At 74.4% G+C, this 23,604-nt stretch carries 22 protein-coding genes; 11 read left to right on the forward strand and 11 right to left on the reverse strand.

The genetic code is table 11. From position 1 onward, the window contains the following. Window positions 1-279 precede the first annotated feature (279 nt). The 5 genes from ACFCY1_RS00335 (at window position 280) to ACFCY1_RS00355 (ending at window position 5,429) form a co-directional block, all read left to right on the forward strand. Window positions 280-1,077 (forward strand): ferritin-like domain-containing protein, encoded by a 798-nt coding sequence (locus tag ACFCY1_RS00335; protein ID WP_375872965.1) that lies wholly within the window; start codon window positions 280-282, stop codon window positions 1,075-1,077. Next, window positions 1,074-1,880: a ferritin-like domain-containing protein gene (locus ACFCY1_RS00340; protein WP_375872966.1), complete on the forward strand. Its 807-nt coding sequence runs from the start codon at window positions 1,074-1,076 to the stop codon at window positions 1,878-1,880. Before ACFCY1_RS00335 ends, ACFCY1_RS00340 begins: the two co-directional genes overlap by 4 nt. Before the next feature lie 196 nt (window positions 1,881-2,076). Further along, window positions 2,077-2,661, forward strand: a complete 585-nt coding sequence (gene sigK / locus ACFCY1_RS00345) for an ECF RNA polymerase sigma factor SigK (RefSeq protein ID WP_375872967.1) — start codon at window positions 2,077-2,079, stop codon at window positions 2,659-2,661. Further along, window positions 2,658-3,404, forward strand: a complete 747-nt coding sequence (locus ACFCY1_RS00350; RefSeq protein WP_375872968.1) for an anti-sigma factor domain-containing protein — start codon at window positions 2,658-2,660, stop codon at window positions 3,402-3,404. Before sigK ends, ACFCY1_RS00350 begins: the two co-directional genes overlap by 4 nt. A 222-nt stretch (window positions 3,405-3,626) precedes the next feature. Next, window positions 3,627-5,429, forward strand: coding sequence for a S8 family serine peptidase (locus ACFCY1_RS00355; RefSeq protein WP_375873138.1), 1,803 nt, complete (start codon window positions 3,627-3,629; stop codon window positions 5,427-5,429). 224 nt (window positions 5,430-5,653) lie between these two features. Here ACFCY1_RS00355 and ACFCY1_RS00360 read toward each other — a convergent pair whose 3' ends face one another. The 7 genes from ACFCY1_RS00360 to ACFCY1_RS00390 form a co-directional block, all read right to left on the reverse strand. After that, window positions 5,654-5,824 carry a hypothetical protein gene (locus tag ACFCY1_RS00360; protein WP_181970411.1) on the reverse strand — a complete coding sequence of 57 codons (171 nt, stop codon included), beginning with the start codon at window positions 5,822-5,824 and terminating at the stop codon, window positions 5,654-5,656. A 347-nt stretch (window positions 5,825-6,171) separates the two neighbouring features. Further along, window positions 6,172-7,263 (reverse strand): glycosyltransferase, encoded by a 1,092-nt coding sequence (locus ACFCY1_RS00365; protein WP_375872969.1) that lies wholly within the window; start codon window positions 7,261-7,263, stop codon window positions 6,172-6,174. Between the two features lie 4 nt (window positions 7,264-7,267). Then, entirely contained in the window at window positions 7,268-8,302 is a 1,035-nt protein-coding gene (gene moaA / locus ACFCY1_RS00370) for a GTP 3',8-cyclase MoaA (RefSeq protein ID WP_049657070.1), read from the reverse strand. After that, window positions 8,283-9,476: a deoxynucleoside kinase gene (locus ACFCY1_RS00375; protein WP_375872970.1), complete on the reverse strand. Its 1,194-nt coding sequence runs from the start codon at window positions 9,474-9,476 to the stop codon at window positions 8,283-8,285. The genes moaA and ACFCY1_RS00375 overlap by 20 nt, the downstream gene beginning before the upstream one ends. A gap of 44 nt (window positions 9,477-9,520) precedes the next feature. Continuing rightward, on the reverse strand, window positions 9,521-11,911 hold the full coding sequence (locus tag ACFCY1_RS00380) for an MBL fold metallo-hydrolase (protein ID WP_375872971.1): 2,391 nt from the start codon (window positions 11,909-11,911) through the stop codon (window positions 9,521-9,523). Next, window positions 11,896-12,495 carry a non-canonical purine NTP pyrophosphatase gene (locus ACFCY1_RS00385; protein ID WP_375872972.1) on the reverse strand — a complete coding sequence of 200 codons (600 nt, stop codon included), beginning with the start codon at window positions 12,493-12,495 and terminating at the stop codon, window positions 11,896-11,898. The genes ACFCY1_RS00380 and ACFCY1_RS00385 overlap by 16 nt, the downstream gene beginning before the upstream one ends. After that, window positions 12,492-13,295 (reverse strand): SDR family oxidoreductase, encoded by an 804-nt coding sequence (locus tag ACFCY1_RS00390; protein WP_220450004.1) that lies wholly within the window; start codon window positions 13,293-13,295, stop codon window positions 12,492-12,494. Before ACFCY1_RS00390 ends, ACFCY1_RS00385 begins: the two co-directional genes overlap by 4 nt. Before the next feature lie 416 nt (window positions 13,296-13,711). Here ACFCY1_RS00390 and ACFCY1_RS00395 point away from each other — a divergent pair, with 416 nt between their 5' ends. The 3 genes from ACFCY1_RS00395 to ACFCY1_RS00405 all read left to right on the forward strand — a co-directional run bounded on the left by ACFCY1_RS00395 (window position 13,712) and on the right by ACFCY1_RS00405 (window position 16,491). Continuing rightward, complete coding sequence (locus tag ACFCY1_RS00395; RefSeq protein WP_375872973.1) at window positions 13,712-14,515, forward strand: class I SAM-dependent methyltransferase; 804 nt, start codon at window positions 13,712-13,714, stop codon at window positions 14,513-14,515. Window positions 14,516-14,984: 469 nt separating this feature from the next. Continuing rightward, window positions 14,985-15,203, forward strand: a complete 219-nt coding sequence (locus ACFCY1_RS00400; RefSeq protein WP_049653036.1) for a ferredoxin — start codon at window positions 14,985-14,987, stop codon at window positions 15,201-15,203. Between the two features lie 82 nt (window positions 15,204-15,285). Then, window positions 15,286-16,491, forward strand: coding sequence for a cytochrome P450 (locus ACFCY1_RS00405; protein WP_375872974.1), 1,206 nt, complete (start codon window positions 15,286-15,288; stop codon window positions 16,489-16,491). Window positions 16,492-16,539: 48 nt separating this feature from the next. Here the strand turns inward: ACFCY1_RS00405 and ACFCY1_RS00410 are convergent, their stop codons facing one another. Then, entirely contained in the window at window positions 16,540-17,184 is a 645-nt protein-coding gene (locus ACFCY1_RS00410; protein ID WP_375872975.1) for a sulfotransferase family protein, read from the reverse strand. A gap of 86 nt (window positions 17,185-17,270) precedes the next feature. On the opposite strand from ACFCY1_RS00410, the gene cysC reads away from it, so the two are divergent. After that, window positions 17,271-17,849, forward strand: a complete 579-nt coding sequence (gene cysC / locus ACFCY1_RS00415; protein ID WP_049653039.1) for an adenylyl-sulfate kinase — start codon at window positions 17,271-17,273, stop codon at window positions 17,847-17,849. Further along, window positions 17,846-18,784 (forward strand): sulfate adenylyltransferase subunit CysD, encoded by a 939-nt coding sequence (cysD, locus tag ACFCY1_RS00420; protein ID WP_375873139.1) that lies wholly within the window; start codon window positions 17,846-17,848, stop codon window positions 18,782-18,784. Before cysC ends, cysD begins: the two co-directional genes overlap by 4 nt. A 103-nt stretch (window positions 18,785-18,887) precedes the next feature. Here cysD and ACFCY1_RS00425 read toward each other — a convergent pair whose 3' ends face one another. The 3 genes from ACFCY1_RS00425 to ACFCY1_RS00435 all read right to left on the reverse strand — a co-directional run bounded on the left by ACFCY1_RS00425 (window position 18,888) and on the right by ACFCY1_RS00435 (window position 21,944). After that, window positions 18,888-19,877: an aldo/keto reductase gene (locus tag ACFCY1_RS00425; RefSeq protein ID WP_375872976.1), complete on the reverse strand. Its 990-nt coding sequence runs from the start codon at window positions 19,875-19,877 to the stop codon at window positions 18,888-18,890. A 193-nt stretch (window positions 19,878-20,070) separates the two neighbouring features. Next, window positions 20,071-21,249, reverse strand: coding sequence for a P1 family peptidase (locus tag ACFCY1_RS00430; RefSeq protein ID WP_375872977.1), 1,179 nt, complete (start codon window positions 21,247-21,249; stop codon window positions 20,071-20,073). Window positions 21,250-21,296: 47 nt separating this feature from the next. After that, window positions 21,297-21,944: a TetR/AcrR family transcriptional regulator gene (locus ACFCY1_RS00435; RefSeq protein ID WP_375872978.1), complete on the reverse strand. Its 648-nt coding sequence runs from the start codon at window positions 21,942-21,944 to the stop codon at window positions 21,297-21,299. Between the two features lie 118 nt (window positions 21,945-22,062). On the opposite strand from ACFCY1_RS00435, the gene ACFCY1_RS00440 reads away from it, so the two are divergent. Then, window positions 22,063-23,544: an APC family permease gene (locus tag ACFCY1_RS00440; protein WP_375872979.1), complete on the forward strand. Its 1,482-nt coding sequence runs from the start codon at window positions 22,063-22,065 to the stop codon at window positions 23,542-23,544. Window positions 23,545-23,604: the final 60 nt, after the last annotated feature.

Here is a 23,604-nt window from a genome sequence, read left to right on the forward strand (position 1 = left end):
GGCGGAGCAGGTCCGCCCAGGGGTGCATCTTCCCGGTCGTAGGACTCCACCTCAGGTCGAAGACCGCCCCCGACGGATCCCTGAGGCCTCGGTGGATCGAGCGGCCGGTGACCGGGGGAGGGGCTGGCGCACGCTGTCCACCTCGCCCTGGTGGTTCACCCTCACGGGTGAACTACGGGCCCATCCGGCCCTGTGACCAAGCCGGGGCCGGGGAGGCGCCGAAGGCCGGGAGGAAGCGGTCCGGCATTCGGCCGGGCCGACGAGCCGAGACGGGACATGATGGCCAGCGAGCACATCGACACCCGGCTGCTGGAAGAACTCGCCGAGCAGTCAGAGGACTTGAACAGTGACGCGCTGCGGGTCACCCGCACCGCGCTGACCGACTTCGAGCAGGGCGCCGAGCCCGCGCGCCGCTGGTGGCAGCGTGGCACGGCGCTCGCGGGCCTGGCGGGAGCGGTCGGCCTGGCCGGCCTGACCCGGGCGGCGGCCTCCCCGTCGGCGACGGCCTCCGGGGACGACATCCGGGCGCTGCAGACCGCCGCGTCGATCGAGAACCTGGCCGTGGCCGTCTACCGGGCCGCCGCGGGCCTGCCGTTCATCAAGGACGGCAACCGGACGGTGGCCGCGTTCATCGCCAGGACCACCGAGCAGCACCAGGCCCACGCCAAGGCCTTCAACACCGCCGCGACCGCCGCCGGCGGCAAGGCGCAGAACGACCCCGACCCGAAGTACAAGGCCGTCGTCGACCAGGCGCTGCCCACCCTCAGGACCCCGGCGGACGTGGTGAAGCTCGCCATCACCCTGGAGGACGTCGCCGCGCAGACCTACACCAGGAACGTCGGCCAGGTGGGCAGCGCGGACCTGCGCAGGCTCTTCGCCTCCGTCGCCCCGGTCGAGGCCCAGCACCGCGCCGTCCTGCTGGCCGTGCAGGCGCTGCTGGCGGGCGACGCCGCCGACCTGGTGACCATCCCGGTCGACCCGGCGAAGCTGCCCGCCGCGGCCGGAAGCGTGGGCTTCCCCGATGCCTTCCAGACGACCGAGAACGCCTCCCCGATCGCCGAAGGGGCCGTGAAGTGACTGCCGACCGTACCTGGGAGCCCGCCGTCGGCGAGGCCGAACTCACCCGTCTGACCCGGGAGATGAACGAAGCCCACCGGGCCACCCTCCCGGCCATGCGGGCGACCGCCCGCGAGCTGGTCGCGGACATCCGCGCCACCAGGCGGGTCGACGTGGGCCGCCGCCGCTTCCTGCTCGGCGCGGGCGGGGCCGCCGCCGGCCTCGTCCTGACCGCGTGCTCCAGCAGCCGGAGCCGCACCAACCCCGTCCCCGGCGGCGGCGCCTCCACCACGCCGGCTTCGGCCCGGGCGTCCGGGAGGTACACCGGCGATCTGAAGGTGGTGGCCCTGGCCACCGCGCTGGAGAACCAGGCCGTCGGTGCCTACCAGGCCGCACTCGACGCCGCGAAGGCCGGCAGGCTCGGTGCCGTCCCCCCGGCGGTGGCGACGTTCGTGACCGCCGCGATGGCCCAGCACGCCGACCACGCCAAGGCCTGGAACGCCGTCCTCACCGGTGCCGGCCTGCCCGCGATCACCGACGTGCCGCTCTCCAACCAGCCGGAGACGCTGGCCGCGCTGGGCAAGGCCGCCTCCGTCGGCGACGTTGCCGAGCTCGCCCTCCGACTGGAGGACCAGGCGGCCCAGACGTACCTCTTCGCGGCCTACAACGTCGCCAGCCCCGCCGGCATCGCCACCGCTGCCGGTATCGCCCCCGTCGAGGCCATGCACGCCGCGATCCTCAACTTCGTGCTCGGCCGGTACCCCGTTCCGGACGACTTCCTGCCCACCGACAAGGCCGCCGCGCCCACCCTGCTCACCGTCTGACCCCCCAGCAGGCGCGCGCCCGGCGATCCGGACCGACACCCCCCGGCGGGCGCGCGCCCCATCCCGACCGGTGCCGATCGACCGGTCCTGCCCGCCGCTCGGCCCAGGAGGCCCTCATGCATTGCTACCGTTCGCACGGCAGGCCCGGACGGTCGCAGCCGGCCGGATCCGACAACGGCCGCGGAGGGAGGCGGGGGTGAGCGCCGTCGTGTACCTTCCCGCTCCCCGCTTCCGCGGCCCGGATCTGAAGGAACTGGTCGCCAGGACGGCGTTCGGCGACCAGGAGGCGTTCGCCCGGCTGTACGACGCGGTGGCCGGCCCGGTGCTGGGCCTCGTGCTGCGGGTGCTGCGGGATCCGTCGCAGTCGGAGGAGGTCACCCAGGAGGTGATGTTCGAGCTGTGGCGCACCGCGGACCGGTACGAGCCGCAGCGCGGCGAGGTGATGGCCTGGGTGCTGACGGTGGCCCACCGACGCGCGGTGGACCGGGTCCGGGCCGCGCAGGCCGCCACCGACCGGGACCAGAGGGCGGCCGCCCGGGCACGTGTTCCCGCGTTCGACGAGGTCGTCGAGCAGGTCGAGGGCCGGCTGGAGCGCGAGCAGGTCCGCCGATGCCTGCGGTCGCTGACGGAACTGCAGCGTGAATCGGTCACCCTGGCGTACTACCGGGGGCACACCTACCCCGAGGTCGCCCAGCTGTTGGGCATCCCGCTCGGCACCGTCAAGACCCGGATGCGGGACGGCCTGATCCGCCTGCGCGACTGCCTGGGAGTGGGATCATGAATGCGGTACCCGATGCGCACACCCTCACCGGTGCGTACGCGGCGGACGCGTTGCCGGACGGGGACCGCGTCGCGTTCGAGCGCCACCTCGCCCAGTGCCCGGCCTGCGCGCGGGAGGTCTCCGAGTTCCAGGTGACCCTGGCGCGGCTCGGGGCCGCCGAATCGGTGGAGCCGCCGCAGGAGCTCAAGGCGCGGGTGATGCGGGGCATCGGCCACGTCCGCCAGCTCCGGTCGACGGCCGGGCCCGCGGCGGCGCGACCGCGGTACACGTCGAGCCTGGCACGGCAGTGGCCCAGGGTGCTCCTGGCGGCGTGCCTGGCCCTGGCCGCGGGGGCCGGTGCCATCGCGGTGCGACAGCACGGTGAGGCGGGCCGGGCCCAGGCCCAGGCGAGTCGGCTGCGCGACCAGCAGGCGGCCGTCGCGAGCCTGCTGTCCGCTCCGGACGTGCGCACCTCCACTGCGGTCTCCGGCCCGGCCGCCGCCACGGTCGTGTGGTCGGCCGGCCGCGGGCAGGCCGCGTTCCTCGTCACCGGCATGCCCGTCCCGCCGCGGGGGCGTGCCTACGAGCTGTGGTTCGACGATGGCGGCACGATGAGGCCGGCTGGCCTGCTGCGGGCCGGCGACAGGCAGTTGCTGCTCACCGGGAGCATCGGCGGCGCCGACGGGGTCGGCGTGACCGAGGAACCGTCCGGCGGATCGGACCACCCCACCGGGCGGCCCCTCATGATGCTGCCGCTCGCCTGATGACACCCCGATGGGTGCCGGAGGCCCCGTGACATCAAAACGTAACGCTTCCGTGGAAAGTCGCCGGGCGTAAAGTCTTCCCCAACTCCTGCTAAATCTGGCATGTTTCCCTCAATTCCCGTGCGATCCCCCTCACGCACGGTCTGAATCGGAGGATACGTGTCACCCCTGATATCCCGGCGGCTCGGCCGCCCGGCCGCAGCCCTCGCCGTGCTCTCGGCCATGGCGCTCGCCACCCCCACCGCGTTCGCGACCGCCGCCACCACGACCACCACCCCCACCGTCCCCGGCGCCGTCTCCGCGCCCGCGGCACAAGCGCCCGCCACGCAGGCCCCCGCCGCCCAGGCCCCCGCCGTTCCCGCCGCCGCGGGCGGCGCGGCGGGGTGGGCCGCCGGCACCCGGGCCTACCTGGTGATCAGCGCCCCCGCCGACATCGCCGCTGCCAAGGCAGCCGTCGCCGCCAAGGGCGGTACGGTCTTCTCGAGTTACGACCAGATCGGCGTCATCGTCGCCCACTCCACCAGCGCCGGCTTCGCCGCCGCGCTGCGCACCGTCACCGGCATCCAGCAGGTCGGCGCGACCCGCACCTCCGACGTGCCGGCCGACGCCTACAGCCCGGCGCTGCCCGCCAACCCGGCGCAGGCGACCACCACGCTCACCGAGTCCAACCGCTGGGACATGACGCAGATCAAGGCCGACCAGGCCTGGAGCGTCAGCACCGGCTCGCCGTCCGTCAAGGTCGGCGTGCTCGACACCGGCGTGGACGACCAGCACCAGGACCTCGCGCCGAACTTCGACGCCGCCGACTCGGTCTCCTGCGCCTACGGCAAGCCCGACGCCCGCACCGGCGCCTGGCGGGACGTGGACACCCACGGCACCCACGTCGCCGGCACCATCGCGGCCGCGAAGAACGGCAAGGGCGTCATCGGTGTCGCACCGGGCGTGAAGATCGCCTCGGTCCGGATCGCCGAGCCGACCAGCACCCTGTTCTACGCCGAGAACACCGTCTGCGGCTTCGTCTGGGCCGGCGACCACGGCTTCAAGGTCACCAACAACAGCTACTACACCGACCCCTGGCAGTTCAACTGCCCGAACGACCTCGACCAGGCGGCCATCATCGAGGGCGTCAAGCGCGCTCAGGAGTACGCCGAGGGCAAGGGCTCGCTGCAGGTCGCGGCGGCCGGCAACGCCAACTACGACCTGGCCAACAAGACCACCGACACCGAGAGCCCGAACGACTCCACCAAGGTCACCCGGACGATCAGCAACGCCTGCATCGACATCCCCACCGAACTCCCCGGCGTGGTGACCGTCGCGGCCACGGGCAGCGGCAGCGGCAAGGCCTCCTACTCCAACTTCGGCCGGGGCGTCATCGACGTCGCGGCGCCCGGCGGTGACGGTGCCACCGGCGTCTACTCGACCCTGCCCGGCGGCAAGTACGGCACCAAGAGCGGCACTTCGATGGCGTCCCCGCACGTCACCGGGGTGGCCGCGCTGATCGCGAGCAGCAATCCCTCGCTCACCCCGGCCGACATCCGGGCCCGGCTGGCGAGCCAGGCCAACGACCTGGCCTGCCCCGCCTCCGACAGCCGCTGCACCGGCACCACCGCCAACAACTCCTTCTTCGGCGAGGGCCAGGTCGACGCGCTGAAGGCGGTCGGCGGCGCCACCCAGCCCACCGGCACGTACTTCGAGAACACCGCCGACGTGGCGATCCCCGACAACACCACGGTGGAGAGCCCGATCACCGTCACCGGTGTCACCGGCAACGCCCCGGCGACGCTCAAGGTCGGCGTGGACATCAAGCACACCTACCGCGGCGACCTCGTCCTCTCCCTGGTCGCGCCCGACGGCACGGTCTACCTCCTGGAGGACTTCCCGAACAGCGACAGCACCGACAACGTCGCCAAGACCTACACCGTCAACGCCTCCGCGAGCGCGGCGAACGGCACCTGGAAGCTCCGCGTGAAGGACGGCGCCTCCGGCGACACCGGCACGATCGACGCCTGGAACCTCACCTTCTGATCCCGCGGTTCCCCCCGACCCCCGCCCCCCCCCCCCCCCACGCCCCCCCCCCCCCCCCCCCGCCCGCCCCGGCCCCCCCCGCGGGCCCGGGGGGCCCGGTGAGACGGGCCCCCCCGGGCCCCCAGGCCCCCCCGGCCCCCCGCCCCCCCGAGCGCGTCGGTCGGCCGGGAGCGTGCGCAGGACGCCGACCACCACCGGGGCGGGCGGCTCACCAGGCCCTGCTCCTATCTGCCGTCCTCGTCGGCCTCGTCGGCGTCGGGCGCCAGGCCGACCTCCTCGCGGTCCTCCTCGGTGCGCTCCTCGAGCTCGGCCTCGTCGGGGCGTCGCGGCAGGCCGCGGCCGTGGCCGGTGTCGGGGTCGCCCTCGACGTCCTTGTTCGACTTGTGGTGCGACATGGTTCCTCCTGGGCCGGACGGCCCGCGGACGGGTTCGCTGTTCTTCCCTCCTCCTATCACCGCCCCTGGTCCGGCAGTCCGCAAGTCGGCTGGTAGGCCCGCGGCCGCGGGGCGGGACCGGTAGCCGGTGCGGAACCGGGTCGGCCCCAGAACTCCCGCAGGGCGGCGTTGACGGCGGCGGGTCCCTGGGCGTGCGGCCGCCGGCCCGGTCGCGGTCGTCCCACACGGTCACGTGCACGGCTGCCACGGGGCATCCTCCCGAAGCCGGGGAAGATCAACTCTCCTGAGGGCAGGATTCGGTGGTCGGCTCGACATCGACCGTGTCGAGCGGGGGCGGTGTCCGGGCGTCACGGCGCCCCCGCGCCGCTGCCGCGGGAGGTGGCGGCGAGCAGGTCGCGGGCGATCCGGGCGGCGCCGTCCGCCTGTCGGGCGGGGGTGGCGGCCGGCCGGGCCCGGGTGCCGGACGGGCCGTTGAGGGCTTCGGCCAGGGCGCGGGCGATGGCGTGCTCCTCGGCGTCGGTGACCACCACGTTGGGGCTGTCGGCGGCCTTGAGGTGGACGCGCTGGTCGTCGAAGTCGCGGACGCCGGGGACGGCCACCACCGGCAGGCCGGAACGGACCAGTTCCTGCACGGTGTTGTACCCGGCGTGGGTGATCGCGGCGTCGGCGTGCCGGTACACGTCGTACGACGGCCCCAGGTACGGGCGGACCCGTACCGGCCCGGGCAGGCCGGGTGGCACGAGGACGGCTCCGTCGAAGTGCGGGCCGGTGAGCACCAGGACGTCGACGCCGGCGGGGCGTCCGCGCGTGAACGCGCGGATGCCGTGCAGCGCGGCCGTGAGGAATCCGGGCGCGTCGTCGTGCCCGCCGCCGCCGGCCACCACCGCGACCCGGAGGGCGCGGGTGTCCTCGGGCCAGGGCGACCGGTCGTCGAGCAGCGGTCGGACGACGTGGGGCACCCCCAGCACGCGCACCCCGTGGACGGTCTCCTCCGGTCCGGGCTCGCCCAGCAGGTAGATCGTGCCGATGGCGGGCGTGTGGCGGGAGACCCAGTGGGGCGGGTCGGGGCGGTTGCGCTGGAAGCGGTGCACCAGGAACTGGGGGCAGCCCAGCCGGGCGGCCTGGTCGTACAGTTCCCGCTGCACCGTCACGTCGTGCAGCACCACGTCGTCCGGTCGCAGCACCCAGGCGACCATGGCCCGGGCGAGACCGTGGTCCACCGCGGGGCCGGTCCCGTGCAGTGGCTCGCCGACCAGGCTGTCGGCGTCGGTGGGCAGGACGGTCTGGGCGAAGCCGTAGTCCTCGATCAGCCGTTGGGGCCGCTCGGTCAGCAGCAGGGAGTCCCGGCCCAGCCCGCGCAGTTCGCGGTGGACGGCGATCTGGCGGGAGACGTGGCCCAGCCCCCGGCCCCAGGTGAAGGAGACCACACGGCCGTTCACGGCTTCAGCCGCCGATCATCGACATGCTGCGGTCGGGCCGGACGAAGTCGGGGTGGTTGATCTTGTGTCCGGGCCACTTGTGCCAGAGCGCCTCGCGGACCAGCCGTTCCAGTTCGGCGTCGTCGGCACCGGAGCGGAGCGCGGTGCGCAGGTCGGTCTCCTCCAGCGCGAACAGGCAGACGCGGAAGGCGCCTTCGGCCGTGGTCCGCATGCGGTTGCAGCTGTCGCAGAAGGGCTTCGTCACCGAGGGGATGAAGCCCAGGACCCCCGGGGCCCCGTCGGCGAAGCGGAAGGAGGTGGCCGGCTGCGGCGCGTCCTGGACGACGGGGGCCAGGTCGTAGGCCGCGGAGACCGCGGCCAGCGTCTCGGCGGCCGGGACGACCTTCTCCCGCTCCCAGGTCCGCTCCGCGTCCAGCGGCATGTACTCGATGAAGCGCACGTCGTAGCCGCCTTCCCGCGCCAGGCGGGCGAAGTCGACGGCCTCGTCCTCGTTGCTGCCGCGGATCACCACACAGTTGATCTTGATCGGGTCGAATCCGGCCTCGCGGGCCGCCTCCAGCCCCGCGGTCACCTTGTCGAAGGCGTCCCGACGGGTCATCTCGGCGTAGCGGTGCCTCATCAGGGAGTCGCAGGACACCGTGATCCTGCGCAGCCCCGCCTCCCGCAGGGGGCGGGCCAGGCGGTCCAGCAGCAGCCCGTTGGTGGTGATGGAGACGTCAACCCCCTCCAGCGCGCACACCCGGGCCACGATCTCGGGCAGTTCCCGGCGGACGGTCGGCTCCCCGCCGGTGATCTTGAAGTCGCGCACCCCGAGGGAGTGGAAGAGCCGGGCGAGCCGGTCGATCTCGTCGACGGTGAGGAGCTCCTCCTTCTCCAGCCAGGGCAGCCCCTCGGCCGGCATGCAGTAGGTGCACCGCAGATTGCACTTGTCGATCACGGAGATCCGGAGGTCGCCGCCGACCCGGCCGAACGTGTCGATGAGCGGGCCGCCGGTCGGGGCGGGTCCCGGATTGCGCCAGTCAGCCTTGGGCTTGGTCATGTCGGTCGGTCCTTCGGTCGGTGGAGCCGGCGCGCACGGGGAGCAGCTCCTCGAAGCGCGCCAGCACCTGGTCGGGGTTCAGCTCGGAGGTGTCGAGGTGGTGGACGGGGATCCGCGGGGCGAGCTCCTCGGCCACGTCCTCGAAGCACTGGGCCACCAGGGACACGTAGGAGCTGGTGAACGAGCGCTCCAGGACGCGGTCGCGGCGGCGCAGCCGGCGCATCAGCACGTCGGTACGGGCGGTCAGGTGGACCACCGCCTCGGGCGGCGGCAGCGCGGAGGTGATCAGGTGGTGGTAGCGGTAGTACGTCTCGTACTGCTGGGCGCTCAGGGCGCCGCTCAGCCGGAGCGCCTTGGCGTAGGCCAGCGAGCTGTGCACGTCCTGGTCCATGACGCCGCTCTCGCCGGTGCGGAGGTTCTGCAGGACCCGCAGCAGCAGGGTCTCCATCTGGCAGAAGAACCCCGAGGCGTCGTCCCCGCGCAGGTAGCGGGTCAGGTAGTTGTCCGGGCCCGGGCCCCGGTCCCGGCGCACCGGGACGATGTCCTGCACGTGCTCGGTGTCCGGGGCGCGGGCGGTGTGCCGCTTCAGCAGGGTGCTCTTGCCGACGGCGGGCGGGCCGATGACCACCACGCGGGCCGCTCCGTCCCTGCGCCACAGCGCGGGGACCGGATCGATCAGCCGCCGCGCCTCGTCCTCGATCTCGGCCACGGCACGGATCCCGCCGTCGTCCGCGGCGTCGTCGGGGCGGTGCCGCAGCAACTCGCCGACGCAGTACGCGGATGCCGCGTCGAGTCCAAGGCCCTCCCCGGTACCGGACACCAGCGGGCTCCAGCGCAGGTCCGGGCCGGGTGCGGTACGCCGGGAGGCGCCCGCGTACCGGTGGACGAACACCCGCAGGTCGTGGGGCGCTTCCCCGTGGGGGCCGGGCGGGAGGTGGAGTTCGGTGAGGTAGCGCAGCCGGGTCGGGGCCACGCGCTGGCGGCAGGCGTGGCGGGCCACGTCCGCGGCGGTCTCCCGAGCGGTGCTGCCCGGCGGCACGACGGCCCAGGGCAGGCCGGGCCGCTCGTCGGCCGACCGCGGTTCGGTGAGCAGGACCCGGTCCTGCCCGTCGAGGATGACGCACGCGGCGCGGAGGTGGTCCGGGCGGTGCCGGGGCGGTAGTTCGGTGAGCATCACGGTCCTTGAGGTCGGTCGGAAGCGGCCGGGGGCGGTCGGGGTCAGCCGGTGCCGGCCGGTGGCGGCCCGGTCCTCGGGTACGCCCGGCGGGCCAGTTCCGCGAGGGCGAGCAGGGCGACCCGCTCCGCGAAGGCGACCGGGTCCACGGTCCGCCCGGCCTTCCGCACGGTCTCCCGGGGCGGCAGCAGCCAGGAGAACCGCACGTCACCGCCGAGCAGTGCGTGCAGGACGGCGTCCGGTGGCGCCGACGGGCGGGACAGCGCCGCCCGCACGCGGAAGTCGGGCTGTTCCACTGCCGGGTCCTCCGGCCCGGGGGCGGCCTCGACCAGACCGTGGAGCCGGCACCCGGGCGACTCCCGGAGGACCAGGGCCCGCCGGCCGTCGGACGGCCCCTCCAGCGGGGGCACGCCGAGCCACCAGCAGCGCTCGGCTCCGCCGGTCACGGCCGGGTCGGGAGCGACCGGGCCGAGCAGTTCGCCGTCCCAGCCCCGGCGGGCCAGGTCGGCACGGAGCCGCTCGGCCGAGACGGGGAACAGCGAGGCCGCACGCCACCGGGGCACCCGTACCCCGGGGGGAAGCGCCGCGGCTACCCGCCACCGGCGGACGGGAGAACGCTCGATGTTCGCCAGCAACCGCCGGTAGGAGGAGTCCGGGAACCGCACCCCGCCACCGAGGTGGGGTTGGGCGTCCAGCAGGCTCGTCAGCACGAGCAGCCCCACGCCGTCGTCCGGCCCGGGCCCGGGCGCGGGCCACTCGCCGCGCCCGAGCACACCGAGGTAGTGCGTGCGACCGGCATCGGTGAAGGTCCCGGACGCGGCGGACGGGTCCTCGCCCAGCGCCAGGCAACGGGCGACGCGCGGCCAGAACCGGGGCGGCTGCTCCCCGGCCCGCGACTGCGGCCGGACGACCGGGGGAAGGGCACGGGCCGGCGGCGCGGAGGGCGGAAGCACCGGAAGCACCGAAGGCACCGGATGGTCCGGGAGCCGGGCGTCGAGTTCGTGGTCCAGCTCCACCAGCGCCGAACCGAGCCGGGCGCGCAGCAGGATCGCGAACAGTCCGGTGCCCGACAGCATCACCGCCCCGGTGGCGGGGACCGGGTCATGACGGCTGGTGACGACGGCGGGGCCGGCGTCGGGATCGGCCGCCGGCCCGGGCCGCACCTCGCGCAGCCGCCCGCCGTACTGCGCCGCGGAGTAGCCCAGGCGCCCGTCGAGCAGGTCGTCCAGATCCCGGACGGAGACCGCCAGTTCGACGTCCGGCACGCTCTCCGACGGCAGGGCGGACAGCGTGCCCTCGACGCCCAGCCGTACGGTCCGCTCCGCGAGCGGCTCCGCGCCGGCGCCCACCGTGACGAAGCGGTACGCGGTGGCGCGGAGCCGGCCCCGGGCGGCCGCGGCGAGCTCGGGCAGGCCGGGCACCGTCACCCGGCCGGAGGGGGCGTCAGCCCCGGGAAGCGCCGGGAGCCCGGGGAACAGCCGGTCCAGTGCCGCCGCTCCGTCGTGGCCGTCCGGCGCGCTCCGGCCGTCCCCGGCGGCGGGACCGGGGCCCGCGGCCAGCCGGCCGATCCAGCTTCCCGGACGGTAGCTGCGATCGCGCTGCTCGTCGGTGGCCCGCACCCAGTCCACGGCGGCCTCCTCCCAGCGCACGGTCCCTCCCGTCACGGTGAGCCGGTCTCCCGGGCCGGGGCGCAGCACCCGGCGGTCCGGGTCGTCCGCGCGCAGCGCCCGGTCGACCAGCCGGGGCGGTACGGGAAACTTGTGCCCGTTGAGCCAGGCCGCTTCGCCCAGCCCGTACTGCCCCTCCGGCAGCGGGACCACGTGTGCGGGGCGGACCTGTGCCATCAGCGCCGTCAGCGGGTCGGACCAGTCCGGGTCCACTCCGGGTGGGACGCCCTCCACACTGCGGGTCTCCTCGATCGGCTGGCAGGGAGCCAGCAGGACGTCCGGCGGTGGTCCGTCGGCGAGCAGCCGCCGCACCCACGCGGGCGTGACCAGGCTGTCGACCATGTGCCAGACGAAGGCGTCCCGGGTGCGGACCGAGAGCCCGTGCTCGGGGACCGCCATCGTCGAGGGCGTCCACGTCAGTTCGACGCCCCGGCGGGGGCTGAACGCCGTCCAGTCGCGCACCACGACGGTGTCGCGGAAGCCCAGCCGGCGGAGGGCGTGCGCGATCCTCGGGTCGTCGGGATGCAGGACCGGCAGCGCCCGGTCGAGCCGGGCCAGGGAGGCGAGGTCGAAGTGGTCGCGGTGGGAGTGGGAGATCCACACCGCGTCGGGCCGGGGCAGCGCGTGCGGCAGGACGCGTCGAGCGGGGGCGAAGCCGAGGAGGCCGCCGCGGTAGCTGTCGTGCAGGTGGGGGTCGCAGAGCAGGGTGAAGGCGTCCGCCCGGATCAGGACCGTCGCGTGTCCGCCGAGCTCTAGCGCGACCGGCATGCCGCGCTCTTCAGGGAGGCGGCCAGGCCGCGGAACGCCCGCCCCCGGCAGTACAGCCGGGCCTTCTCGTCCGCGGTCATCTGGCCGAGCGTGCGTCCGTCGCCGTCGTCGGGCACGAACACGGTGTCGTAGCCGAACCCGCGGTCGCCGAGCGGGCGTTCGGTGATCCGGCCCCGGGCGACCCCTTCGCTGACCACCCGCCGTCCGTCCGGGTAGCAGAGCAGCGCCACGGTGCGCACCCGGGCTCCCCGGCCCGGGGCGGCGACACCCGCCATCTCGGCGAGCACCTTGGCCACGTTCGCGGCGTCGCCCGCGCCCTCACCGGCGTAGCGGGCCGAGAACAGCCCGGGAGCGAGGCCCAGGGCGTCCACCTCCATCACGGTGTCGTCGGCCACCGCGGGCAGGCGGGTCGCGAGGGCCACCGCGGAGGCCTTGAGGTAGGCGTTCTCCTCGACCGTCGTCCCGTCCTCGACGGTCTCGGGAAGCCACCCGGGCCGGGGCAGCAACTCCAGGACCCCGTGGAGCAGTTCGACGATCTCGGCGGCCTTGCGGGGATTGCCGGTCGCCAGTACGGCGTGCATCATGCGGGCGTCCCGTCCACGTGCCGGGCATGGGCCCGGTCGTCCCTGCGCCCCGGCAGCACCTCGGGTTCCGACCTGCTGTGGCCCATCGCCAGGTAGCCGCCGTCGACCGGCAGGTCGGCGCCGGTGATGAACGACGCGCCGGGCCCGCAGAGGAACAACACGACGGCCGCGACCTCCTCCGGCTGCCCCACCCGCCGCAGGATGTGGTGGTCGCCGAGCACCGGCCCCCAGCGCGCCCGGTCGCCGCCGGTCATCCGGTCGGTCTCCGGGGTCCAGATCAGGCCCGGCGAGACGCTGTTGACCCGGATGCCGTCGTCCGCGAGGTCGAGCGCCTGGCAACGGGTCAGCGCGAGCAGCGCCCCCTTGCCGGCGCTGTACGTCCACTGGCGGGGCTGGGCGATGTGCCCCGAGACGGACGCGACGTTGACCACCGAGGCCCCTCCCGCCCTGCGCAGCAGGGGGGCCAGCGCCGACGTCATCATCGCGCTGCCCTTGACGTTCACGCCCAGGCTCCGGTCCCAGTCCGCCGGGCCGGCGCCCTCACCGAGGGCCAGGAAGCTCGCCGCGCAGTTGACCAGCGACCGGACCGGCAGCGCCGTCCCCTCGGCCGCCCGCGCGGCCTCCAGGCAGTCCGCGTGCCGCGAGATGTCACCCACCACCACGGAGGCCGCCGGGCCGAGTTCTCCGGCGACCCGGCGCAGCCCGTCGGAGTCCCGGTCCACCAGGACGGCGTGGGCTCCCGCGCCGACGAAGGCGTGGGCGACGGCGCGACCGATGCCCGACGCGCTTCCGGTGATCACACAGGTCGTGTCCGCGAGGCCCGGACGAGGTGCGGAACGCGGCTTCGCGGGGTCGGGGTGAGGGTGGGGCGCCATGTCCCGCCTCCTCGGCTTGGAGCGACGGCGATCAGTCGTCGGACGAACCACCTACCTGTGACTTATGGTGCACGTGGCGATACGCACCGCAACCCAGCACCCTCGCCTTCCCAGCCCGCCCCGCCCGCCGCCTGCCGGAGGAACGCCCGTGCACCCGCCCGTGACGACCGGATTCCCGGTGCCTCCCGAGGACCGCCGGCCCCCGCCGCGCACCGGCCGGACGCGAGCCCATTGGGAGGCCGCCGCCGACCGCCTGCCGGAACCCCTGCCGCCCCTCACCCGCCCGGACGGGGCCGCGGTGAACCCGCCCGGCACGCCCCGGCCGGTCGTCGGAGGTCCGGATGTCCTCCCCGGGTGAGCTCTTCGCCTCCGGCGCGTCGCACTACGCCCGCTACCAGCCGCGGTACCCGCGGGAGCTCTTCGACTTCCTCGCCGAGGCCTTCGGGCTGAACGGGACCCAGACGGCCCTCGACCTCGGATGCGGACCAGGCATCCTCGCCCTCCCGCTGTCCCGGCTGGTCGCCCGCGTCATCGCCGTGGACCCGGAACCGGGCATGCTCGAAGAAGGCCGGTCGATCGCCGAACGGCAGGGCGTCGACACCATCCGGTGGAGGCGGGGAGACTCCTCGGACCTGCGCGCGCTGGGCCTTCCCCCGCTGGACCTCTGCGTCATGGGCAGGTCGTTCCACTGGATGTCCCGCGAGCAGGTCCTCGCCGACCTCGACGGCCTCGCCAACCCTGAGGGCGGCGTGGTCCTCGTCGCCACGGAACCGGCCGGGACGGCGTGGTCGCGCGCCGTGGACGAGGTACGGGAGGCGTACCGCACGCTCCCCGGCGGCGGAGACGACGGCTCCCGCCCGGAACAGGAGGAGTCGAACCGCGAGATCCTCCGGCGCTCCCCCTTCCCCCGCGTCACGGCCGCGCACTGGACGTACCGCATCGACCGCACCCTCGACGAGGTCATCGGCCTCCAGTTCTCGCACTCCTCCTTCACCCCCGCCCGGCTCGGCGGCCGGAAGGACGCCTTCGAACGGGACCTGCGGACGGCGCTGACCGGCATCAGCCCGGACGGCCGCTTCGAACAGACCGTCCGCACCGAGGCGTTGACCGCGACGCGGCGGCATCGAGGCCTCCGCCCCGGGTAGGTTCTGTCATGAGCGGAGCCGTACGACCAGTGCGGTGCTGCCCGGGAGACCGGGCGGGACGCCCGGACGGTGCCGGTCCGGCCGGAACCGGTCGTCGAGGTCGCCTTCGACGGCCTCCGGCGCGGCCCCCGCCACCCCGCCGGGCCGGCCCGGCGGTTCGCCCGGGCGGTGCGCTACCGGACGGACAGGAGCGCTGCCGAGGCCTATACGGTGGCCTCCGTGCGGGAGTTGGCCACCGCCGAAGGCTTGTGAGGCCGTCCGCGCGGCCGGGTCCGCCGACTCTTCCGATGAAGTACCACGGGTTGAACGCATTGTGCGGCCATGGGGGTTCACGCACAGGGGCCGATTCAGCCGTTCTCGGTCCGGCCACCGTACCCGTCCGTAAGCGGACCGGCGACGGCTAGTTTGACCGTGACAACGAGAGGCGGCCGCCGGGCAGCCGGCGCCGCCCTGGCGAAAGGTGCCCGACATGCAGGTGAGCGTCGACCGGGACCGTTGCTGCAGCTCCGGCATGTGCGTGACGAACGCCCCCGCGGTCTTCGACCAGGACGAACGGGACAGTCTTGTGAGGCTCCGTCAGACCGTCCTGCTGCCCGAGCAGTTCGACGACGTCAGACTCGCCTCCGAGCTCTGCCCGGGCCGGGCGATCACCGTCACCGGGGACGAGCCCGCGCGGACCGGGGCCTGACGGACCCCCGCCGCAGGCCGCCGGGAACCTTCCCGGGCCCCGAACCCCACGAGAACACCCGCGACGTGAGGAGACCCCCGCCGTGACCACCGCACCCACCACCCCCGCCCTCCCACTGCCGGCCCGGCACTCCGGCGGCTGCCCGTTCGGCCCGCCGCCCGCGTACCCCGAGGCCGCCGCCACCGGGCCGGTGACCAGGGCCGTGCTGCCCGACGGCGACCTCTGCTGGCTGGTCACCGGCATCGCCGAGGTCCGCACCGTGCTGTCCGACCGCCGGTTCAGTGCCGACATACGCCACCCGACCTTCCCGCTGCTGATCGCCGGCGCTCGCGAGCTGATCACCGACAATCCGGACTTCCTGCGGCTCGACGACCCCGAGCACGCCCGCCAGCGCCGCATGCTCACCGGGGAGTTCCTGGTCAAGCGGGTGGAGACGCTGCGCCCGGAGATCCAGCGGATCGTGGACGGGGCACTGGACCGGATGACCGCGGGCCGGACCACGGCCGACCTGGTCACCGACTTCGCGCTGCCGGTGCCCTCGCTGGTGATCTGCCTGCTGCTCGGCGTGCCGTACGAGGACCACGACCGCTTCCAGCGCCTGAGCCGCACGATGCTCAACCGGGAGAGCACCGTGGAGCAGCTCCGGGAGGCCCAGGAGGAGGTCCATGACTACCTGCGCGACCTGACGGCCCGCAAGCGCGCACAGCCGGAGGACGACGTCCTCAGCCGGCTCGCGGCGCGGGACGACCTGACCCCGGTCGACGTGGCCGCCATGGGCGTGCTGCTGCTGGTCGCCGGGCACGAGACGACCGCGAACATGATCGCGCTGTCGACCGCGCTGCTGCTGGACCACCCCGAGCAGATCCCCGGCCTGGCCGACCCGGCCACCCTGCCGGGCGCGGTGGAGGAGCTGTTGCGGCTGCTGACCATCGTGCACACCGGCCTGCCCCGGGTGGCGCTGGAGGACGTGGAGCTGGGCGGCGTCACCGTCCGGGCCGGGGAGGGCGTGATGGCGATGCTCTCCACCGCCAACCGGGACGAGGCGGCGTTCGGCGGCGCCGGCCACCGGGCGACGGACGAGCTGGACGTGTACCGGGACGCCCGGCGGCACCTGGCGTTCGGCTTCGGCGTGCACCAGTGCCTGGGCCAGCCGCTGGCCCGCGCCGAACTCCAGATCGCCCTGGAGACGCTGTTCCGCCGGCTGCCGGGGCTGCGGCCGGCCGGCGAGCGCGAGTTCCGTACCGAGTCGTTCATCTACGGGATGCGGTCACTGCCCGTGACCTGGTGAGCGGGGCCCGAGGGAGAACTCTCACCGGAGTACCGGCCGGATCCCTGGCTAGTTGAGGTGGGGAAACGGCTCGTCCGGGACCGGCACGCCGAGGAAGGGGGCGAGCCGTTCGTACCCCTCGCCCCCGACGACGTCGAGGACGAGCAGGTCGTCGGCCCGGTCCGCGAAGTACCGGGCCACCTCGGCGACATGCCGCCGGTACACCCCGCGGAACCGCTCCGCGTGGAACGCGTGGCAGCCGTACACCGCGGCCCGCAGGAAGCGCTGGAGGTCGCTTTCGAGACGGACGTCCCGGCCGTCGCCCCGGTCCGGCAGCGGCCGTTCCCAGTGCGTCCGGCAGGACCGCAGCCAGCTCTCCTCCTCGCGGACGGTCAGCACGAACCTGCTGCCCGGCCAGGCGAGGTCGAGGTCCTGGTAGTACGGCACGGCGGTGATGTCGGTGAGGCCGTCGTGCGATTCGAGCAGCGGGAACCGCGCGCTGCCGGCCAGCAGCGTGCGGTAGGTGGCCCCGTCGACCGGGTAGTGGACGACGTCGAACCCCAGGACGCCCAGGGCCGCGGTCAGGGAGCGCGTGCCCGTGCGCGTCAGACCGAGGCCGAAGACCTTCGGCGGGCGCGGGAGGCCGCCGTCGCGCTCGGACGGGACCGGCTGGAAGCGCTCGGAGGGGACCGGCTGGAAGGAGGATGCGCACACATGGGAACCCAACGACGCGGAGCCCCGTGGGGGTACGGAGCCGCCCGGCATCGTGTCGTCACGGCGCCGGCCTCGTTCTAGCGGGTGTGAACGATCCGTCCCGCCCCGTCGCCTCCCGCGAGGGCCTCCCCGGGGCCACGGTCTGGCTGACCGGCCTGCCCAGCGCCGGCAAGTCGACGATCGCGTGGGCCCTCGCCGCGCAACTGCGGGCCGAGGCCCGCCGGATCGAGGTGCTGGACGGGGACGAGATGCGCGGACTGCTCTCGGCCGGCCTCGGCTTCTCTCGGGCCGACCGGGACACCAACGTCCAGCGGGTGGGCCTGGTGGCCGAGTTGCTCGCCCGCAACGGCGTCCTCACGCTGGTGCCGGTCATCGCCCCGTACGAGCAGGCCCGCGAGGCGGTGCGCAGGCGGCACGAGAAGTCGGGGACGGCGTACCTGGAGGTCCACGTCGCGGCGCCGGTCGAGGTCTGCGCCCGGCGCGACGTCAAGGGCCTCTACGCGCGGCAGCGCGAGGGGCTGCTCACCGGCCTGACCGGGGTGGACGACCCGTACGAGGAACCGGAGCGGCCGGACCTGAGGCTGGACACGGACCGGCAGAGCGAGGCCGAGTCGGTCAGGGCGCTGCGCGCGCTCCTGACCGACCGGGGGCTGTGCGCGCCGTGACGGCCGGCGGCGCTCCGGCCGACGGACCGGGCACGGGCCCGCCCGGCCTCTCCCAGCTCGACCTGCTGGAGTCGGACGCCGTGCAGATCATCCGGGAGGCCGTGGGCGAGTGCGGGCGGCCCGTGCTGCTCTTCTCCGGCGGCAAGGACTCCATCGTCCTGCTGCACCTGGCGCGCAAGGCGTTCGGCCCCGCGCCGCTGCCCTTCCCGCTGCTCCACATCGACACCGGGCACAACTTCCCGGAGGTCCTCGCCCACCGGGACAGCCTGGTCGCCGCCCACGGGCTGCGCCTGCACGTCGTCTCCGTCCAGGAGTTCATCGACGACGGGCGGCTGCGGGAGCGGCCCGACGGCAGCCGCAACGTGCTGCAGAGCGTTCCGCTGACGGCCGCGATCGAGCGGCACGGGTTCGACGCGGTGTTCGGCGGGGCCCGCCGGGACGAGGACCGGGCCCGGGCCAAGGAGCGGGTGTTCTCGATCCGCGACGGGTCCGGCGGCTGGGACCCGGGGCGCCAGCGCCCCGAGCTCTGGCGGCTCTACAACGCCCGGTGCGGCCCCGGCGAACACCTCCGGGTCTTCCCGCTGTCCGACTGGACCGAGCTCGACGTCTGGCAGTACATCGAGCGCGAGGACATCGGCCTCCCCGCGCTCTACTACGCCCACCGGCGGGAGGTGTTCGCCCGCGCGGGCATGTGGCTCACGCCCGGTGCCTGGGGCGGCCCGGGGGAGGGCGAGCGGCTGGAGACCCGGCTGGTCCGCTACCGCACGGTCGGCGACATGTCCTGCACCGGAGCCGTCGAATCGGACGCGACGACCCCGGCCCAGGTCATCGCGGAACTCGCGGCCTGCCGTTCGACGGAGCGCGGCGCCACCCGTGCGGACGACCGGCTCTCCGAGGCGGCGATGGAGGACCGCAAGCGGGAGGGGTACTTCTGACGCACGCCCGCCGCCGCCCCCGGGCCCGGAGGTCCGGGGGGAGCGGCAGTCGCGCCCCTGGTCGTCGCCGGGCTCCGGGTCCGGCGACGGGAGCGGCGGTCGTTCAGCGGTTGACCGCCCGCATCCCGTCCTCGTCGTAGCGCTCGCCCGCGACCGCGGGCAGCTCGGCCTCGATGCGGGCCAGGTCCTCGGCGGTCAGCTCGACGTCGACCGCGCCCGCGTTCTGCTCCAGGTAGCTGCGGCGCTTGGTGCCCGGGATCGGCACCAGGTGCTCGCCGCGGGCCAGGACCCAGGCGATCGCCAGCTGGGCCGGGGTGACCTGCTTCTCCGCGGCGATCTCCTTCACCTTCCCGGCGAGCCGGAGGTTGGCCGCCAGGTTGGCCTCGGTGAAGCGCGGGTTGGTGCGGCGGAAGTCGTCCTTGTCGAGCTCCTCCGGGGAGCTGAAGCGGCCCGCGAGGAAGCCGCGGCCGAGCGGGGAGTACGGCACGAAGCCGATCCCGAGCTCCCGGCAGGTGGGGAGGACCTCGGCCTCCACGTCCCGGCTCCAGAGCGAGTACTCGCTCTGGACGGCGGTCACCGGGTGGACGGCGTCGGCGCGGCGAATGGTCTCGGCGCTCGCCTCGCTCAGTCCGATGTACCGCACCTTCCCCTCGGCGACCAGTTCGCCGAGCGCGCCGACGGTCTCCTCGATGGGCACCTCCGGGTCGACCCGGTGCTGGTAGTACAGGTCGATGCGGTCGGTGCCGAGCCGCGCGAGCGAACCGTGGACGGAACCGCGGACGTGCTCGGCCGAGCCGTCCTGGCGGCCCACGGTCGACATGTCGCCCGGAACGGCGCCGTCCATGCGGTAGTTGAACTTCGTGGCGATCACGTACTCGTCACGGTGCCCCCGGACGGCCTCGCCGACCAGGGACTCGTTGGTGAGCGGCCCGTAGACCTGCGCCGTGTCGAGGAAGGTGATGCCGAGGTCCAGGGCGTGCCGGATGGTCGCGACGGCCTCGTCCTGGTCGGCGGTGCCGTAGAAGGCGGACATCCCCATGCAGCCGAGGCCGATGGCCGACACCTGGAGGTCCCGCAGACTGCGCTGTTGCATGTGACGTGCCAGCCCTTCGTCCCGATCTTCCCGCGGCCCGACGCCTTCCGACGCCCCGGTCCGGGTGACCGGTCGGCCTCGTCTTCCGGAGAGGACCTTACGGCGCCGGGGCCTTCCGGCGGCGGACCGGCACGGCCGGGTGCGGGAGGCCGGTGCGGGGCCGCCGCGACGACTTCCGCGGTCACGGCCACGGCTACGCGGACAGCGGCCCCGCGCCCGGGCCGGGCGGAGTCCCGTCCTCGGCCACCGCCAACGCGCCGCGCGCCGCGAGGAGTTCGCGGAGCCGCTGGTGGGGGAGTGCGGGGGAGCGGTGGCCGTCGCGGCCGGTCGTCTCCTCGGCGGTGACCAGGGCGTTCAGCACCGCCTCCTCCACGGCCTGGACGACGGCCTCGTAGAAGGGGTCGATCCGGCCCCAGGGGATGAACCGCAGGGTGTCGTAGTCGGTGTCGCCGGGCTCGCCCCGGGGGAAGGAGCTGCCCAGCGCGCCCGGGTTGGCGGTGGAGAAGGCGAGGAAGACGTCGCCGGAGAAGTGGCCCCCGCTGGTGCCGGTCCGGGCCAGGCCCAGCGGCACCCGGCGGGCCAGCGCCTTGCACTGGCCGGGCAGCAGCGGCGCGTCCGTGCCGATCACGACGATCACCGAGCCGGCCCCGCCAGGGGCGAACCAGTCGTCGTCCTCCATCGGGTTGTCCGCCGACAGCTCCCGCCCGACCGGGACGCCGCAGACCACGAGTTCGCGCCGGTCGCCGAAGTTGGCCTGGACGAAGGCGCCCACGGTGTACTCGGCGGAGCCGTAGCGGACGACCCGGCTGGCGGTGCCGGAACCGCCCTTGAAGCCGTAGCAGTTCATCCCGGTGCCGCCGCCGACGCAGCCCTCCTCGACCGGCCCGGCCGCCGCCGACTCGATCGCGGCGATCGCGTGCTCGGCGCGGACGTGCGGTCCGTTGATGTCGTTGAGGTAGCCGTCCCAGGTCTCGGCGACCACCGGCAGCAGCCACTGCCGAGCCAGGTCGGGCCGGTGGGCGGCGGTCCAGTCGACGACGCCCCGGTGCACGGTGCCGACGGCGTGGGTGTTGGTCACCATGACCGGGCCGTTGAGCGCGCCGGTCTCCTCGATCCAGGTCGTCCCGGTCATCTCGCCGTTGCCGTTCAGCGCGTACCAGCCGGCCGCGCACGGCGTGCCCACGCCCTCGCGTCCGCGCGGGAGCACCGCGGTGACGCCGGTGCGGACGTGCTCGCCCTCGACGAGCGTGGTGTAGCCGATCCGCACGCCGGGGACGTCGGTCAGGGCGTTGGCGGGGCCGGGGGTGCCGTCCAGGAGCAGGCCGAGGGCGCGGGCCCGGGGGCGTCCGGACGGGGTGGAGAGCGTGGTCATGTGGATCCTTCCTCGCGGGGCAGGGGCAGGGACTGGGGCGCGGGAGGTCAGTCGCGGGGGCGCGCGGCCGGGCCGTCCACCGCCCGGTCGGGGCGCAGGTCCGGGCAGCCGGTCGCCGTCCGGGCGTAGCCGAGCAGCAGCTCCAGCGAGCGCTCGGGCGTGAGCGAGGCGTTGCGGGAGACGATGTGCAGGCCGTAGCCGTCCTCCAGGACGACCAGGTTGGCGGCGAGGTCGAGGGCCGGCCCGGTGGGCTCGAAGTGGCCCTGGGCCCGGCCGATCTCCAGGATGCTCGCGTAGAGGGCGACCTGACGGTCGAACAGGCTCTGCGCGAGTGCGGAGTAGACCGGGTTGTCGTGCGTGGCCGAGCTGAACTCATACAGCACCAGGGCGAGTTCGTCGTCCGGGCCGTCCGGGAGGCCGAGCCGGGCGCAGGCCACGAGCTTGTCGCGGGCGTCCGGCAGCCCGGCCGCGACGGCGCTGCGGCTGGTGAAGAAGCGGTCGGCGGCGCGCTGGTAGACCTGCTGGAGCAGCTCGCCGATGTCGCTGAAGTAGTAGCTGACCGACCCCCGGGCGACGCCGGCGGCGTCCGCGATGTCGGCGACGCGCAGCTGCGCCAGGCCGTGCCGTCCGACGGCCTCGGTGGCCGCGAGGACCAGCTGTTCGCGGCGGGCGGCCTGGTTCTTTGCTCGGGCCATCGCATTCCTTGTCACTGATGTCGGATCACGTCGTACCTCTTGACGTGGAACTATCGCAGAACTTTGACTTCTGTGCCAAAGAACTCCGACGAAGTTTCATGGACTCGGAAGGAGCACGATGGCCGATCCCCGCGCCACCGACCCCGCCGCCACCGACCCCGCTACCGCCGCCACCGGCCCCGCCGCCTCGGGCTCCGCGCCGTCGGCCGGCTACGCCCAGGACCTCTCCCGCTCGCTCAGCCTGCGCGAGAACATGCTGATCACCCTCTCCTCGGTGACCCCGGCCTCCAGCGTGTTCATCGTGATGCCGGCGGTGATCCGGGGCCTCGGCGGCGCGGCGGCCGTGGCCTTCGCCCTCGCGGCGGCGGTCGGCGTGCTGATGGCGCTCTGCTACGCGGAGCTGTCCAGCGCCTTCCCGGTCACTGGGGGCGAGTACGCCTTCGCGGCGCGCACCCTCGGCCGGTCCACCGGGTTCGCGCTGTTCGCGCTCAGCCTGCTCGGCGGGGTGCTGGTCACCGCCGTCATCGCCCTCGGCACCGGCAGCTACCTGGGCGTGCTCTGGAGCGCGCTGGACGGGAAGGGGACCGGGCTGGCGGTGATCGCGCTGGCCTCGCTGGTCGCGGTGCTCGACATCCGCACCAACGCCTGGGTCACCGGGGTCTTCCTGCTCCTGGAGCTGGCGGCGGTCGCGGTGCTGGCCGTGCTCGGCTTCGTCCACGTCGACCAGCCGGTCTCGGTGCTGTGGACCCCGCAGGCGCTCGGCGGCGCCGGCGGCGACGTGCTGGTCGGGGCGTCCTGGGGGCTGGTCGCCTCGTTCACGACCACCGCGATCTTCGCCTACAACGGCTACGGCACCGCCGTGTACTTCGCGGAGGAGACCAGGCGGGCGTCCTCGATCGGCCGGGTGGTGCTCTGGTCGCTGGGGATCACCGTCGCCGCCGAGTGCCTGCCGCTGGTCGGGGTGCTGCTGGGCACGCCGAGCATGAGCGGACTGATGTCGGCGGCCTCGCCGATGAGCTACTTCCTGCTGGAGCGGGCCGGCTCCACCGTCAACACGGTGGTCAGCCTGGGCATCGCGGTCGCCGTCGTCAACGCGGTCATCGCGATCATGCTGCAGAGCGGACGGCTGCTCTTCTCCTCGGCCCGCGACCGGGCTTGGCCCGACCGGGTCGGCGCCCCGCTCGCCTCCGTCCACCCCCGGCTGCGCACGCCCCTCGCGGCGACCCTGACCATGGGCGTGGCCACGCTGCTGGTCGGCTGGCTCGTCTCGCTCGACACGCTGATCCTGGCCACCGGCTCGACCCTGGTCGTGGTCTACGTCCTGGTCGCGCTGTCGGCGCTGTCCGGCCGGATCAGGGGGACCACCGCCACGGCCCCCTACCGGATGCACGGCTGGCCGTACGTCCCGCTGGGCGTCGTCGCGATCATGCTCTACGTCGGCTACGAGTCGGTGCGGGCCGACTGGCGCCCGATCGCCATCGCGGTCGGGATGACGGCCGTCGGCTACGCCTACTACTACGCCTACCTCCACCCCCGCCGCGCCGACCGCTGGACCATGCCCGACCCGGTCCGGGAGGAGGACGGGGGCGCCACCGGCTGAGGCCCCGGGCGGGACCACCGGGACCGGGGCGCGCGACGGCGGCGCCGAGGCCCTCCGCGG

Origin of the sequence: Kitasatospora sp. NPDC056273, from assembly GCF_042268845.1 — a bacterium.
Taxonomy (GTDB): Bacteria; Actinomycetota; Actinomycetes; order Streptomycetales; family Streptomycetaceae; genus Kitasatospora.

What these genes read in the sequence shown, in the direction of transcription:
- ACFCY1_RS00375 (WP_375872970.1), bottom strand. Translation starts at nt 9,476, where the DNA reads ATGCTCACCGAACTACCGCCCCGGCACCGCCCGGACCACCTCCGCGCC.
- ACFCY1_RS00400 (WP_049653036.1), top strand. Translation starts at nt 14,985, where the DNA reads ATGCAGGTGAGCGTCGACCGGGACCGTTGCTGCAGCTCCGGCATGTGC.
- ACFCY1_RS00430 (WP_375872977.1), bottom strand. Translation starts at nt 21,249, where the DNA reads ATGACCACGCTCTCCACCCCGTCCGGACGCCCCCGGGCCCGCGCCCTC.
- ACFCY1_RS00425 (WP_375872976.1), bottom strand. Translation starts at nt 19,877, where the DNA reads ATGCAACAGCGCAGTCTGCGGGACCTCCAGGTGTCGGCCATCGGCCTC.
- ACFCY1_RS00385 (WP_375872972.1), bottom strand. Translation starts at nt 12,495, where the DNA reads ATGATGCACGCCGTACTGGCGACCGGCAATCCCCGCAAGGCCGCCGAG.
- ACFCY1_RS00350 (WP_375872968.1), top strand. Translation starts at nt 2,658, where the DNA reads ATGAATGCGGTACCCGATGCGCACACCCTCACCGGTGCGTACGCGGCG.
- ACFCY1_RS00360 (WP_181970411.1), bottom strand. Translation starts at nt 5,824, where the DNA reads ATGTCGCACCACAAGTCGAACAAGGACGTCGAGGGCGACCCCGACACC.
- ACFCY1_RS00355 (WP_375873138.1), top strand. Translation starts at nt 3,627, where the DNA reads ATGGCGCTCGCCACCCCCACCGCGTTCGCGACCGCCGCCACCACGACC.
- ACFCY1_RS00335 (WP_375872965.1), top strand. Translation starts at nt 280, where the DNA reads ATGGCCAGCGAGCACATCGACACCCGGCTGCTGGAAGAACTCGCCGAG.
- ACFCY1_RS00395 (WP_375872973.1), top strand. Translation starts at nt 13,712, where the DNA reads ATGTCCTCCCCGGGTGAGCTCTTCGCCTCCGGCGCGTCGCACTACGCC.
- moaA (WP_049657070.1), bottom strand. Translation starts at nt 8,302, where the DNA reads ATGACCAAGCCCAAGGCTGACTGGCGCAATCCGGGACCCGCCCCGACC.
- ACFCY1_RS00380 (WP_375872971.1), bottom strand. Translation starts at nt 11,911, where the DNA reads ATGCCGGTCGCGCTAGAGCTCGGCGGACACGCGACGGTCCTGATCCGG.
- ACFCY1_RS00440 (WP_375872979.1), top strand. Translation starts at nt 22,063, where the DNA reads ATGGCCGATCCCCGCGCCACCGACCCCGCCGCCACCGACCCCGCTACC.
- ACFCY1_RS00435 (WP_375872978.1), bottom strand. Translation starts at nt 21,944, where the DNA reads ATGGCCCGAGCAAAGAACCAGGCCGCCCGCCGCGAACAGCTGGTCCTC.